This is a genomic window from Helicobacter canadensis MIT 98-5491 (genome assembly GCF_000162575.1).
Classification (GTDB): Bacteria; Campylobacterota; Campylobacteria; order Campylobacterales; family Helicobacteraceae; genus Helicobacter_D; species Helicobacter_D canadensis.
The window spans coordinates 480105-494814 of sequence record NZ_CM000776.2 but is presented as its reverse complement, the minus strand read 5'-3'; the positions used below and the strand labels follow the sequence as shown (position 1 = coordinate 494814).

Below are 14710 nucleotides of genomic sequence, written 5' to 3'. Positions count from 1 at the left end.
AAAGGAAAATAATGCCAACTTTAGAAAATTTAGAAGAAAAAATACAAAAACTAGGTGAGCAATTTATATTGCCCTACACAAAGGAAATTGATCAAGAAGCAAGATTCCCTAAAGAAGCCTATGAAGCACTCAAACAACAAGGTTTTATGGGGCTGCTTGTGCCTAAAGAATATGGTGGTTTGCAGGGCAATAATTTAGATCACGCTGAAGTGTGCTATAACCTAGCGCGTTTTAATGCCTCAACTGCACTTTGTTATATGATGCACAATGTTGCCACTGCCTGTGTATCTCACTATGGCACCGCACATCAAAAATCTCTGTATTTACCAAAAATCGCAAAAGGTGAAGCAACCTTTGCATTAGCTTATAGCGAAAGTGGTTCTGGGACACACTTTGTGAATCCCGACATTACAGAATCTCAAAAAGGAGAAAAACGCATTTTAGAAGGCAGAAAAAGCTTTGTAACTTCTGCGCAACAAGCCAATTATTATCTCACCTACACAAATTCTTGTAAATTACAAGGTAAGAAAAACAATTGGATTGTCCCTAGCGATCATCCTTCTCTAACACATGAAGAAGGCGTATGGAATGGATTTGGAATGCGAGGAAATGTCTCAAAGCCTGTGCAATACAATCAAGTAGAACTAGAAGTGGCAGATTGTCTCCTTGGATCTGAGGGCGATGGAGAAAATCAAATCAATCTTGTAGCAATGTATTTCGTAACTGGTTTAGGAGCAGTTTATAGTGGAGTAGGAATGGCAGCCTATGAATGTGCTCTACAACATTGTTTAACAAGAAAATATTCTGATGGTAAAGATTTAGCTGATAATGAATTAGTTCGCATACATTTAGCAGAACTCTATACTAAGACACAAAGCCAAATTGCACTTGTTAGGGAAGCCGCAAGAGCATTTGATAGTGGGGCAAGTGATGCTCCTATGAAAATATTTGCTTGCAGAATCAATACCACTCACCTTGTTATGGAAATTTGCGAACTTGCAATGCGACTTGGTGGGGGTAAAGCTTATAGCAAACATTTGCCATTAGAACAATACTTAAGAGATGCTATGGCTAGTCAAGTTATGGCACCAAGCTTAGATGTCTTAAAAATTTGGCTTGGCAATGCTATCACAAATAAAGGATAAAAAATGAAAAATATTTTAGTTGGTGCTGTAGCCTATGCACCCCAAATTGTGCCTATTTGGGATACTATTAGAGATTATGCAAATGATTACTTTGGAGGGAAGATTCGCCTTGATTATGTGCTTTTTAGCAATTATGAAAGACAAGTGGAATGGCTTATTAATAAAAAAATTGATATTGCTTGGAATACCAATGTTGCTTACATACGCTCTAAATTTGCCACAAAAGATAATGTTGAAGCTATTTTAATGCGCGATACAGATATCGGATTTAAAAGTATTTTTGTTAGCCAAGAAAAAATATCCAATCTACATTCCCTAAAAGGCAAAAAGTTTGGACTTGGAAGCTTAGATTCTGCACAAGCTGCTATTATGCCTCTTTTTTATTTGCAAAAAGCGGGCTTAAAGATTCAAGAATCACTAGCGCAAAATTTATCAACCCTGCAAACTTCCAATGAAGCTGTGTCTGTTATTCGTTATAATAGCGATGTTGGCAAACATGGAGATACAGGTAGAAGCGAATTTGATGTATTAGAAGCCATCAAAGCAGGAATCCTTGATGCAGGTGCAATTGGCTCAACGACTTGGGCTAGAATCTTACAAGAAGGGACTTATCCAGAAATTTCAAGCTTTTATGCTAGTGAAGATTACTGCCATTGTAATTTCACTACCCTTAAGGGCTTTGATGAAGATTTAAAAAATACTTTTGTATCAATGATGCTCTCGCAAAACACTCTCAAAAATGATCCACAAATCTCACAAATGATGAAGCTTGAGGGGCTTAATCAATGGGTAGTGTGTGATCAACAAATTTTAAGTGGATATGATCATATTATTCAAGCTATGCAAGAACAAAATCTCATCAATCTCTAAAATCACTCTAGATTCTCTTGAATCTAGGGCTATTGTCCGCTAATTTTTAAATCCAAATTTATATTTTTCATTATTCTCTTTTTAAAATTTTTCTGCTATAATTTTAGGCTTTTATTTTTATCAACTCACACACGCTAATCCTAAGTGAGGTTGCAAATTCCTTATATTTTTGGACTTTGTTAAGGAGCGTGGAGGGAAAACCAAAAACATTAAATAGGAGAAAAATATGGTAACAATGAAAGATCTTTTAGAATGTGGTGTGCATTTTGGACACCAAACAAGACGCTGGAATCCAAAAATGAAAAAATTTATTTTTGGTGTAAGAAAAAATATTCACATTATTGACTTGCAAAAAACTTTGCGTTACTTCCGCTACACTTATAATATCGTAAGAGACGCTGCAGCTGAAGGCAAAACTATTATGTTTGTTGGAACCAAAAAACAAGCAAGTGAAACACTTAAACAATATGCAGAAAGCGTAAATGCACCTTATGTTAATTATCGTTGGCTTGGTGGTATGCTCACTAACTTCTCTACTATTAGAAAATCTATTCGCAAACTTGAAATCATTGAAGAAATGGAATCAAGCGGACAAATTGATTTGCTAACTAAGAAAGAAAAGTTGATGATTCAAAGAAAAAAAGAGAAATTAACTCAATACCTTGGCGGAGTAAGACAACTTAAAAAAGCACCTGATATGATTTTTGTAATTGATGCGGCTAAAGAAAAAATTGCTGTTGCGGAAGCTAGAAGACTTGGGATTCCTGTAGTAGCACCACTTGATACAAACTGCGATCCTGATATGGTAGATTACCCAATTCCTGGAAATGATGATGCAATTCGCTCTATTCAACTTTTCTGTAAAGAAATTGCAGAAGCAATTACTGAGGGAAGAGCTATCGCTGGTGGAGAGATTCCAGAAAATAATGAAGTTTCTGAACCTGCAAGCGAAAAAGAAAAACAAGAAGTAATTGAAGAAGCAATGAAAGAAGAAGATTTCACAGAAAACACTGAAAATAAGGAGTAAAAAATGGCAGAAATTAGTGCTCAACTCGTTAAACAACTAAGAGAAATGACTGATGCAGGAATGATGGACTGCAAAAAAGCCCTAGTTGAAACCAATGGAGACTTAGAAAAAGCTGTAGAATACCTACGCGAAAAAGGCTTAAGCAAAGCCGCTAAAAAAGCAGATAGAGTAGCCGCTGAAGGAAGCATTAGCGTTCAAGTTTCACCTGATTTCAAAAAAGCAAGTATGGTAGAAATCAACTCTGAAACAGACTTTGTTGCTAAAAACGATGGATTTAAAGAGCTAAGTGCCAAAACTATTGCTATGGTTCAAGATTCTAATGTTTCTAGCGCTGAAGAATTACACACTCTAAATCTAGATGGCACAAAATTTGAAGAATATCTCAAAACACAAATTGCGAAAATTGGTGAAAATATTGTTGTTAGAAGAATCGCAAAAGTAGAAGCTAAAGGCAGTGGAATCGTCAATGCTTATGTGCATTCTAATGGTCGTATTGGTGTTATCATCGCTCTTAAATGTCAAAAAGAAGAAAATGCAGCTAAACTAGCAGACTTAACTAAAAATCTCTGTATGCACGCTGCAGCAATGAAACCACAAGTAATTAGCTACCATTCTTTTGATATGGATTTTATCAAAAGTGAGAAAACTGCCCTCATTGCAGAACTTGAAAAGGAAAATGAAGAATTAAAGCGATTAGGAAAACCACTTCATAAAATTCCACAATACATTAGCCAATTAGAACTCACTGATGAAATTATCGCAAAACAAGAAGAAGCACTCAAAGCAGACTTAAAAGCACAAGGCAAACCTGAAGCCATTTGGGATAAAATCCTTCCTGGACAAATTGAACGCTTTAAAGCCGATTCAACTTTGCTTGATCAAAGATTAACTTTGCTTGGACAATTCTTTGTAATGGATGACAAAAAAACAATTGCACAAGTTTTAGCAGAAAAAGGCAAAGAACTTGGTGATTCTATTGAAGTAGTTGAATATGTGCGATTTGAATTAGGTGAAGGAATTGAAAAACAAGAGTGCAACTTTGCTGATGAAGTAGCTGCACAACTTGGTTAATCCCTTACAATGCTATTAGAAGCCAAAAATCTTTCTTTTGGCTATGAAAAGCCAATTATAGAAAATCTTAACTTCCAAGCCAAAGAAGGTGAGATTATCTCCATAATGGGTGTAAGTGGGAGTGGAAAAAGCACTCTTTTGCACTTACTTTCTTCATTTTTAAAGCCCCAAAAGGGTGAAGTTTCTCTCTTTAATTTAGACATTTATTCTCTCCCACAAAAAGAACTTTTAGCTCTAAGGCGTAAAAAAATTGGCATTATTTTTCAATCCCATTATCTTTTTTTAGGTTTTAGTGCTTATGAGAATCTACAAGTTGCGTCGCTTTTAAGTGGAGAAAAAATTGATAAATCCCTACTTGAACTCTTTGGGATTGAACAGGTTTTAGATCACAATATCGGCACTTTAAGTGGCGGACAACAACAGAGATTATCTATCGCTAGAATCCTAACCAAAAAGCCACAAATTATTTTTGCTGATGAACCTACAGGCAATCTTGATAGAGAAACAGCTATGAATGTAATGGAAGCACTTTTTAGCTATGTGCGATCCAACCATTCACTTTTAATCTTTGTTACCCACGATCCCCTTTTAGCACACAAAGCCTCCCGTGCTTACAAACTAGAAAACACAACTCTAAAAACTCTGGAATAATCCAACTATGGAGTTTTTAGCCTATCTTACTGAAGGGAATGTAACCAATTTTCTTTTACTCCTTTTACGATTTGCTGGAATTATCGCCTTTTTTCCTTTTTTTGAAAATCAACTTATCAACACTCAAATCAAAGGTATTTTCATCTTTTGGCTAACCATTTTGTTTCTTCCGCTTGTAACAACAATGCCACCAAGCAACCTAACTATTTTAGAATTTATTATCGCAGGAATCACCGAGATTATGCTAGGCTTTTTAGCCTCCTTTGCCTTACAAATTGTCTTTGGTATGATTTCTTTTGGTGGAGAAGTGATTTCTTTTGCTATGGGGCTAACTATTGCTAATGCCTATGATCCTGTAACAGGAGCACAAAAGCCAATTGTAGGGCAACTTCTAACACTTCTTGCTTTAATGATCGTTCTAGCACTTGATTACCATCATTTGTTTTTATATTTTGTAGGAGAAAGCATCAAAGAGATTCCCTTGGGTGGCTTCCTATATTCTCATAATTATATTATTTACACCATTAAAGCCTTTTCTAATCTTTTTTTAATTGGTTTAACTATGTCTTTTCCTATTATTGCCCTTATTTTGCTTTCTGATATTATTTTTGGAATGATTATGAAAGCCCATCCCCAATTCAATCTTCTAGCTATTGGTTTCCCCGTAAAAATCGCCGTTGCCTTTGCTGTCTTGATTGTCATTATTCCTGCTATTATGATTCACTTTAAAAGAGAATTTTTAAGTGCCATTGATGCACTTACGATTCTATTCCAATAAATTTCTTACTAATCTTTTTCTCCACTTCCCCAAGCTTTTGGAATCTTGATGCAAGACTACCTCGCCCACTTGTCAATTTAGTTTCTATTTCATCGCTTTGCTTTTCTATTTTCCCAATGAGCATTTTTAATTTTTCAAAATCTTCCACAATCCCTTCAAATTTATGATAGAAATTTTTAATATCTCCCAAAGCTTTCATTACTTTTTCATCACTTTCAAGATAAACCCAACTAATCTCAATAGTCTTTAATGCCATAAAAAGTGTATGTGGTGTAGTGAGATAAACCTTTTTTGAATAAGCATATTGATAGATTCCATTATCTACGCTTAGTGCAAGATCAAGGATATTTTGATAAGGAATAAAAAGCAACACAAACTCATAAGTATAAGTTTCAAAATTAGCATAAGGTTTTTTAGCAAGCTCATCAATGCGATTTTTAAGATTCTGGGCAATCTGTTGGCATACGCTTCTATCTAGCGATTCAAAGCTAAAACCATTAGGTAAAGGAAACTTAGAATCAATAATAATGCTTTTTTGTTTATCCAAATACACCACTGCATCAGGACGATACCCACTGCCCTCGTGCATAAAATGTGCTTCAAGTTTATATTGCTCCCCTTCTATTAATCCGCTATGCTCTAGCACATTTTTAAGTTGAATCTCTGCAAAATTCCCACGGATTTTTTTATCTCCTTTTAGAATCTGTGCAAGTTTGTCGGCATTTTGCCCTATTTCTTGACTATACGCAAACATATTTTTAATATTTGTCTCTAGCTTTATTTCATTGGCTGCCAAACTTTCTTTATATTCTTTCATACTTTCTCGCACAGGAGAAAAGATAGAATCAAGTATTTTTTTGGAATCTTCCATAAGATGAAGTTTATTTTGTTCTAACATTCGCTGTGATTGATTCTGGATTGATTGCTCAAATTCAGCTTTAAGAGCAGCAAGGCTTTGTGTATATTTTTGCTCAAGCGAATTTAAAAGTTTTGTTTGCGATTCAAGCTGAGTTTGCGCTTCTGCTCTTTTAGTTAATGCATTTTGATAAAGGATTGTCATTTCTTCTATTTTTTCTTTTTGTTCTATATTGGTTTTTTGCAAAGATTCCAATCTTTCTAATTGCCCTTGAAGTTTTGTATTCTTTTGTAAAGATTCATAATAATCTTGGGTGATTGCTTCTAGTTTTTGCTTTTGCTCCCCTTCAAGATTCTGTAAAATTTCTAAATGGGCAGTTAGATTCCGTATCTCCTTGCGTAAGCTGCGATTTTGAGATACAACCCATACCAAAACAATTAATACCACAATAAATAAAAATAAAATTATATACTCCATAAGCCAACTTTCTTTAAAAATTATGTTTTATTTTAATTTTTTTATTCGCTTCAATTTTATCTTGCTAAGTTCTTTTGATATTTCTACCTATAATTTAGGCTTAATTGCAATTTTATATTATTTAACCTAAAATTCCGACTTCATTTCTATAGCTTTGATTTTAATTTTACAATATTTTCTCATTTTTAAACTTCCATAAAGTCAAAAGGATTACTATGCAAAAGCAAACTAGCCTAAGTGGCTTCAAAAAAATTAATCTTATTGTTATTTTGGCTTTTATGTCTTCTCTTGCTCCTCTTTCTACGGATATGTATTTACCTGCTTTGGGAGAAGTGCAAAAATCCTTTGCCACAAATTCTTTTTATACGCAACTTTCTTTGGCAAGTTTTTTTATCGCTTTTGCACTAGGTCAATTGCTTTATGGACCGCTTAGCGATATTTATGGACGCAAAAAACCGCTTTATATCGGAATCTTACTTTTTATACTCTCAAGCCTTGCGTGTATTAGCTTTGATTCCATTTACGCCTTTATCTTTTTTCGCTTTTTAGAAGCTCTAGGAGGTTGTGCTGGTGTGGTCATTGCAAGAGCAATTGTAAATGATAACTTTGAACTTAAAGAAGCTGCAAGCGTTTTTGCTTTTATGATGGTTATTTCCTCTTTAGCTCCAATGCTCTCACCAGGGCTTGGAAGTATTTTGCTAGATTATTTCTCTTGGAAAAGTATTTTTGCTGTGTTATTTGGACTTGGAATCCTTTTACTACTTTATATTTTTTTAGGGCTCAATGGCATAAAAGAAAATACAACTTCACTCAAATTTGATTCCAAAGAAATTTTAAATAACTATGTTAAAATATTTAAAGATCGCCGCTTTAAAATTTATGTTTTTTCCTCTAGCTTTGCTATGGCTACGATGTTTGCTTACATTACTGGATCTTCATATATTTTTATAGATTATTATGGTTTGAGTGAGAAAAGCTATGGGATTCTTTTTGGCATCAATGCGGCAAGCTTTATGATATTTGCCAATATCAATGCTAGAATCGTGCGTCGCTATTCACCCTATTATGTCTTACCATTTTCTTTTGCGACAATGTTTGGGATCGCACTTTTGCTTGCTATTGCTGGTTTTTTTGATTTAGGATTTTTGGTTTTTGAAGTTTTACTCTTTTTTATGATTGGAATGCTTGGATTTATTATCCCTAACACCACCACTTTAGCAATGGCTAGATTCAAACAAAATTCCGGTAGTGCTTCTGCGATGCTTGGTGCGATTCAATTTGCTTTGGCAGGTGGAATTTCCTTTATTGTAAGTTTTTTAGAAGCCAATAGTCCGCTACCTTTAGCACTCATTATTGCTGTGTGTCTTATCATTGCTTGTGGAATCTATCTCCTTCTTAACGCAAAAAGAATAAAGAAATACAAAAGGCAACGGGGTTTAAAATAATTTTGTAAAAAACCATTAAAAAAACCCTTTCTCTCTTGACTTAGACTAACTCTCATCTTTTATAATCTTTCTTTAAAATCTTCTTTTTGAAGATTTAATATTTTTAATAAGGAGATGCAATGAAAAAAGCACTATTTAGTTTAATTTTCTTAGGAGGTTTCATTATGGCAGATTCACAAGCAATCATAAAAAGTGGAGAGTTAGAAAGTTTTGAGGGAAATTCTACAATCTTTAGCGGTAAAGTCAAAGTTTCTATGCTATTTAATTCAGAAACTTGGAGAGAATTTGGAGGAGCATTAGTAGAATTTGAAAAAAGTTCTAGAAGTGCTTGGCACACACACCCAGCAGGGCAAACACTTATTGTAACAGATGGAGAAATTCTAACTAAAGTCCCTAGACAAAAAGCAAGTATCGCAAAAAAAGGAGATGTGATTTCTTGTCCCCCAAATGTGCGACATTTCCACGGAGCAACTGATAGTAGCAAGGGAGCACATATCGCACTTACTCAAGAAAAAAATGGCAAAAATGTAACTTGGGAAAATCTCGTTAGCGATGTTGAATATCAAGAAGCTCTCAATGAGGCAAGAAGCAAACAATAAATACAAGCGCAGGCAAATGGTAACCAAAATAGGATTCTAAGCCTTTTTTGCCTATGCTTGGTTCATTGCCAAACAATTTAATGATAAAAAGAACATTTTTTTAGTTCCTTATCTAACTTAATATTCATTTTATTTTTACATTCTTGTATCTAATTTTATTCTCTTTTCTCTTGACTTAGACTAACTCTCATCTTTTATAATACAAAATCCTAGTTTAACAGGATGCTTAGAAACAATAACAATAAGGAAACAACAATGCCAAATCAAACAAAACAAGACAACAAAGAATCGCGTAGAGACTTTTTAAAGACTTCAAGTAAAATTTTACTTGGTGCAACCGCATTGAGTTCTTTAGGAACAAATCTTTTTTCTACAGAAATTGAAGAAAGAAATTATTCTTTAAATTTATCTAAAGGAGAGAATATGAATAAACTGCCAAATAGGATTTTAGGCAAAGGAAATGCAGCCTTAGAAGTTTCAGCATTAGGATTAGGTTGTATGGGAATGAGTGCAAACCATGGAATACCCCCACAAGAAAAAGATATGATAAAACTACTCCATGAAGCTTATGAACTTGGAGTGAGATATTTTGATACAGCTGAAATTTATGGACCACATACCAATGAAATATTGCTCGGTAAAGCTTTTAGGGATAGACGAGATAAAGTAATAATTGGAACTAAATTTGGACTTTATTATCCCTTTGGAAAACAGCAACAAGACTCAAGCAAAAAATCTATTTTAAGAGCCATTGATGAGAGTCTAAAAAGATTAAATACTGATTATGTAGATCTTTACACTCAACATAGAGTAGATACTGACGTACCCATCGAGGAAGTGGCTGACACTATGAATGAACTTATAAAAATGGGTAAAATTAGGCATTATGGATTAAGTGAAGCAGGAGCAAACACAATAAGAAGAGCCAATAAAGTTTGTGCAATTACTTCTATACAAAGCCACTATTCAATGATGATGAGAGAAGTTGAAGATAATGATGTGCTAAAAACTTGCGAGGAGTTAGGTATAGGTTTCACCGCATATTCACCTTTAGAAAGAGGATTTTTAGGAGGTCTAATGAATGAAAACACAACTTTTCATCCAACACTTGATATGAGATCTTCTTTTCCAAGATTTACACCAGAAGCACTCAAAGCAAATCAAAGCTTCATAAATTATGTAAGAGAATTAGCAAAAAATAAAAAAATAGATGGCAAGGAAGCAACTACTGCACAAATTGCATTAGCTTGGTTACTAGCGCAAAAACCCTTTATAATGCCAATTCCAGAAACCACAAAAATTGCCCACTTAAAGCAAAATTTAGATTCTTTGAAGATAAAATTCAGCAAAGAAGAATTAATGCAAATAGATTCCAAAATAAAAACAATAAAAATAGTTGGGGAGCGTTACCCTATAGGATCTGATCAAGCTAAAAGTGTTGGATTGTGAGAAATATATGAAAAAAATTTTAAGTATTATATTAGGAGTATGCACCCTAGCACTATCAAAAGAGCCTTTAGTAAAAATTTCTGAAATTCTAATAGATTGCCAATATCTTAAGGAATATAAGGATATTCTACAAACAGAGAGCAAACAAAGTGTAAAATTAGAAAATGGGGTTCTTATGCTCTATGCCATGCAACACGAAAATAATCCTTGTCAATTTAGTATCATAGAAGCATATAAAGACCAACAAAGCTATGAAAATCACATAACAAGTCCGCATTTTCAGCTTTATAAACAAAGCATTTTGCATATGATAAGGGATTTAAAATTTATTCCAATGAAAGCCTTGAATCCACAAATGGCTTTGGAGAAAAATATTGATGAGTAAAATTGAGATACCATTAGTTTATGCAGAATTTTTTAATGGTTTCCAAAGTGAAATTGTCATTGCTTTACTTTATTCTCTTATAAAATTTTCATTTTATCAAGATATTATAAGGAAACCATCAAGCACAAAAAATATAAAAGCAAGAGAGCTAAGAAAACATTGTTTAATAGGATTCTTAGAAACAATAACAATAAGGAAACAACGATGCCAAATCAAACAAAACAAGACAACAAAGAATCGCGTAGAGACTTTTTAAAGACTTCAAGTAAAATTTTACTTGGTGCAACCGCATTGAGTTCTTTAGGAACACATCTTTTTTCTACAGAAATTGAAGAAAGAAATTATTCTTTAAATTTATCTAAAGGAGAGAATATGAATACCCTAACACCACAAGCTAAAGAAAATTTACAGAAACTTTTTGGCACTAGTGCCTTACCAAAAGAGGATTTAGAATTTTTTACCAATTATGCCAATTTTGCTTTTGATGAAGTTTGGCAAAAGTCAAATTTAAAAGAAAATGAAAGACTTTTGCTCATTCTAGCTTCTCTAATAGCCCTATCTGCAAAAGAAGAATTTGAGATTATGTTAAAGGCGGCTTTAAAGAGTAAAATAAATCCCATAGCAATTAAAGAAATTATTTACCAAGCCACCCCCTATGTTGGGATAGCAAAGGTAGCAGATGCTTTAGTCATTACAAACAAAATTTTTAAACAACAAGAAGTAAAGCTACCTTTAGAATCTCAAAGCACCACTAACCAACAAAATCGCAGAGAAAAAGGTTTTGAAATACAAAAAAATATCTTTGGTGCAGCCATAGAAAAAAGCTATGATTCTACACCTGCTCATAAAAAACATATCAATGAATTTTTAAGTGCAAATTGCTTTGGCGATTATTACACGCGAAAAGGATTGGATCTGGCTTTTAGAGAGCTTATAACCTTTGTTTATCTAATCTCTATGGGGGGAATAGAATCTCAAGTCAAAGCCCATATACAAGGAAATTTAAATATGGGAAATGACAAAACAAAGCTCATCGCAGTAGTCACTGCTTTAGTCCCATACATAGGCTATCCAAAAAGCTTAAATGCACTTAATACCATTGATGAAATAGCAAAATAAAAGAGGGCTAAAATCTATTAAAATAGATTTTAGCTACTTTTAATCAACCTGTATTTCTAATGCCTTGTGCAATTCCTACAATAGTAGTAATAATTTGTTTAGCAATCCTTTGTTTTTGCTCAATATAAGTCGCATTTTTATATTGCTCCATCAAATAAAGTTGGAAGAAATTAAGACTTGTTAAAAAAGATTTTCGCAGTAAAATAGACTTTTGAATATGCTTTTGTGTCTCAAGCAATGTTTCTTCTCCTCGCACATACAACAACCACTTCAGCGTCAAATGATACTCACTCTTAATTTTTTGCCAAATTTCTTTTCTAAGATCATCGTTCTCTACAAACTCATTATAATGCTTTGCAATCTCTAAATCTACTTTTAAAAAAGCTTGTGAAATGTTATCAATTGTGGTTTTAAAAAATAAATCTTCTTTATAACAATTTCTTAAAATTTCTTTATCAAACCTTGCACTAGCTAACTCTAACCCACTTCCAAGCCCATACCACGCTGGAATAATTGCCCTATTTTGCGTCCAAGCAAACACCCAAGGAATCGCTCGTAAATCCTCTACATTTTGTGTATTTTTACGCTTTGAGGGGCGTGATCCGATATTAAGTTGTTGAATAAATTCAATAGGCGTTGCGGATTTGAAATACTCAATAAAGCCTTCTGTTTCATAAACAAGATTACGATAAGTCTTAAATGATTCCTCGCTAATCTTTTGCATAATGCTTTCAAAATCCCGATTGCAAACCTGTTTATTAGTTCCATATTTATCATACACCGATTTTTTTAACAAATTTGCTAAGGCACTTGCAAAACTAAATTCTGCCTTTTTGGGATTCAAATATTTCTCGCTAATCACTTCTCCTTGTTCGGTTGTCTTTAAGAATCCTGCCACACTATTATCTGGTGCAGAAAGCAAGGCATCCTCTAATGCCCCACCTCCACGGCTAACACTCCCTCCTCGTCCATGGAAAAGGCGGAATTTAATCCTTAATTCCTCCTCCAAAACAATCAAATTATTAATCGCTTTACGCAAAGAATAATTACTGGTGAAGATACCTCCATCTTTACTAGAATCAGAATAACCAATCATAATTTCTTGATTATTTTTACACGATTGCAAATATTCTGCATAATGTGGATTTGCACACAACTCACGCAAAATTACTGGAGCATTTTCCAAATCCCCAATGGTCTCAAATAAAGGTGCAATACCAATGCGAGTTTTCTTGCCTTTTCTCCAAAGTCCTGATTGCTTTGCAAACCAAAGCACACATAATAAATCATTAGCACCTTGGCACATAGAAATTATACACGAATCAATAATATTATCACTAATGCGATCTTTTGCCCATCTAAAATTCATAAACGCCATTAATAATTCTTGTGATTCTTTACTTAGCTTTCCATATAAAGCATTAAGATCTAAAAGAGGTGCAGTAAGGGCATTATTAAGAATCTCTTCTTGTTCTTTTTTGGGCAATAGCAACAAATCTCCTTGCACATAGCCTAATAATGAAAAGATTTCAGCAAGTGCCCTCCAAAATACATCACGATGCTGCCTAAAATCTAATTGCATCAGATGAAACCCTGCCAAAAGCACAAGATTCTTAAGTTTTTTGAGATAAATTCCACTCCTTTTATCTAATGATTCTAACATCATATCAATATCTTTAATAAATTCTTTTGGGCTTTCATAGATATAGGGCTTACTTTCATAAAGTGCAGATTGAGGGAGATTTAAAGCCATAATCCGATTTTGCAATTTCTGTCGCATACAAGTTAATTTAGCCCTAAAAGGTTCTTGCAAAAAAAGTTTTTTTGCCATTTCATCAAGGTGTTCTTTTTCTTCCTCTAAACTCTCCAACAATTCTTGTGTGGGGTTAGCATATTCTTGAGCAATAGAAAGTTCCCGACTTAATTTATCAATTTGCTTTAAATAATGCTCAATAATCGTTTGATGCTGCCGCTTCATTACTTCTAACATTACCCCATTAGTAACATAAGGATTCCCATCTCTATCCCCACCTATCCAGCTTCCAAGTCTAATGGGAGATTTTTTAAGTGGTTCTTGCAATGCATTTTGCACTTCTTCTAAAATATTAGTTCCACTTTGTAAAATTGAGCTTTCCATAAAATACAAAAGATTGTCTAACTCAAAAAGCACTTCAATCTTCTCGCTTCTTACGATATGGCTATGCCAAAGCAAATTAAGGCGATATTTCAAATGCTCCTTAGCTGCATTATCTCCGCTTCCAAACCAAAGATTCAAATCATCATACATCTCATGATAACTCTCCAAAAAAGTCCGTCGTAGCGATTCTGTTGGATGCGCAGTAAAAACGGGATAAAATTTGATTTTTTTAAGCACACTTTTAATATCTTCTTCATCATATTTTTGTGCTTTTAACTCATCTATCATTGAGCCTATATGCTTTTTTGAATTAAAGCTCAACAAATGTCGTTCATCCACAATATTAAGCAATAAATAATACAAGGTAAAGGCTTTAATAAGCTTTGAAATATCTTTAGATTCTAGCTTCTTTAACACCTCTTTTTTGGCAATATAATTTGCTGTTTTATCTTCCTTCAAAGCGATAAAAATTTCTCTAATCTCTGGTGCTACTTCCTCTAGCAACTCTCCCATTAATGAAAAAATAAACTCTATTTCTTGAGTTTGATTGCTTTTCACTTTTGCACTCCTTAGTCTATTTTTTCAAAATTATAACGCTTTATTATAAAAGATAATGTAAAAAATAAATATGTTTGTTTTTAGAGGTTTCAATCAACTTGTTTTTATTTATTTTTTGTAAAATCACACAAAAATTATAAAAG

Annotated in this window: 14 protein-coding genes; 12 read left to right on the top strand and 2 right to left on the bottom strand. The window is 33.6% G+C overall.

All coding sequences use genetic code 11. From position 1 onward, the window contains the following. The first annotated feature begins 11 nt into the window (after positions 1 to 11). The 6 genes from HCAN_RS02525 to fliR all read left to right on the top strand — a co-directional run bounded on the left by HCAN_RS02525 (position 12) and on the right by fliR (position 5542). The gene (locus tag HCAN_RS02525) at positions 12 to 1145 is read left to right on the top strand and encodes an acyl-CoA dehydrogenase family protein (protein ID WP_006655169.1); all 1134 of its coding nucleotides are present in this window, start codon (positions 12 to 14) and stop codon (positions 1143 to 1145) included. Between the two features lie 3 nt (positions 1146 to 1148). Next, positions 1149 to 2015: a phosphate/phosphite/phosphonate ABC transporter substrate-binding protein gene (locus tag HCAN_RS02520; RefSeq protein WP_006655168.1), complete on the top strand. Its 867-nt coding sequence runs from the start codon at positions 1149 to 1151 to the stop codon at positions 2013 to 2015. Positions 2016 to 2241: 226 nt separating this feature from the next. Next, positions 2242 to 3042: a 30S ribosomal protein S2 gene (gene rpsB, locus HCAN_RS02515; protein ID WP_006655167.1), complete on the top strand. Its 801-nt coding sequence runs from the start codon at positions 2242 to 2244 to the stop codon at positions 3040 to 3042. 3 nt (positions 3043 to 3045) lie between these two features. Continuing rightward, positions 3046 to 4113, top strand: a complete 1068-nt coding sequence (tsf, locus tag HCAN_RS02510; RefSeq protein WP_006655166.1) for a translation elongation factor Ts — start codon at positions 3046 to 3048, stop codon at positions 4111 to 4113. A gap of 9 nt (positions 4114 to 4122) precedes the next feature. Then, positions 4123 to 4764 carry an ABC transporter ATP-binding protein gene (locus tag HCAN_RS02505; RefSeq protein WP_006655165.1) on the top strand — a complete coding sequence of 214 codons (642 nt, stop codon included), beginning with the start codon at positions 4123 to 4125 and terminating at the stop codon, positions 4762 to 4764. Between the two features lie 7 nt (positions 4765 to 4771). Beyond that, entirely contained in the window at positions 4772 to 5542 is a 771-nt protein-coding gene (fliR, locus tag HCAN_RS02500; RefSeq protein ID WP_006655164.1) for a flagellar biosynthetic protein FliR, read from the top strand. Here the strand turns inward: fliR and HCAN_RS02495 are convergent. Then, positions 5523 to 6875 (bottom strand): DNA recombination protein RmuC, encoded by a 1353-nt coding sequence (locus tag HCAN_RS02495; RefSeq protein WP_006656763.1) that lies wholly within the window; start codon positions 6873 to 6875, stop codon positions 5523 to 5525. The two genes, fliR and HCAN_RS02495, sit on opposite strands and share 20 nt — an antisense overlap. A gap of 215 nt (positions 6876 to 7090) precedes the next feature. On the opposite strand from HCAN_RS02495, the gene HCAN_RS02490 reads away from it, so the two are divergent. The 6 genes from HCAN_RS02490 to HCAN_RS02470 all read left to right on the top strand — a co-directional run bounded on the left by HCAN_RS02490 (position 7091) and on the right by HCAN_RS02470 (position 11872). Then, on the top strand, positions 7091 to 8320 hold the full coding sequence (locus tag HCAN_RS02490; RefSeq protein WP_006655161.1) for a multidrug effflux MFS transporter: 1230 nt from the start codon (positions 7091 to 7093) through the stop codon (positions 8318 to 8320). 164 nt (positions 8321 to 8484) lie between these two features. Next, positions 8485 to 8919: a cupin domain-containing protein gene (locus tag HCAN_RS02485; protein ID WP_006655160.1), complete on the top strand. Its 435-nt coding sequence runs from the start codon at positions 8485 to 8487 to the stop codon at positions 8917 to 8919. Positions 8920 to 9174: 255 nt separating this feature from the next. After that, positions 9175 to 10368 (top strand): aldo/keto reductase, encoded by a 1194-nt coding sequence (locus tag HCAN_RS02480; RefSeq protein WP_006656761.1) that lies wholly within the window; start codon positions 9175 to 9177, stop codon positions 10366 to 10368. Positions 10369 to 10375: 7 nt separating this feature from the next. Continuing rightward, positions 10376 to 10753, top strand: coding sequence for a putative quinol monooxygenase (locus HCAN_RS02475; RefSeq protein WP_006656760.1), 378 nt, complete (start codon positions 10376 to 10378; stop codon positions 10751 to 10753). Continuing rightward, a complete protein-coding gene (locus HCAN_RS08205; RefSeq protein ID WP_172617260.1) occupies positions 10743 to 11009 on the top strand; it encodes a hypothetical protein in 267 nt (88 codons plus the stop codon). Before HCAN_RS02475 ends, HCAN_RS08205 begins: the two co-directional genes overlap by 11 nt. Positions 11010 to 11125: 116 nt before the next feature. Continuing rightward, positions 11126 to 11872: a carboxymuconolactone decarboxylase family protein gene (locus HCAN_RS02470; RefSeq protein ID WP_006655156.1), complete on the top strand. Its 747-nt coding sequence runs from the start codon at positions 11126 to 11128 to the stop codon at positions 11870 to 11872. A 43-nt stretch (positions 11873 to 11915) separates the two neighbouring features. Here HCAN_RS02470 and HCAN_RS02465 read toward each other — a convergent pair whose 3' ends face one another. Further along, entirely contained in the window at positions 11916 to 14567 is a 2652-nt protein-coding gene (locus tag HCAN_RS02465) for a phosphoenolpyruvate carboxylase (protein ID WP_006655155.1), read from the bottom strand. Between the last annotated feature and the right edge of the window lie 143 nt (positions 14568 to 14710).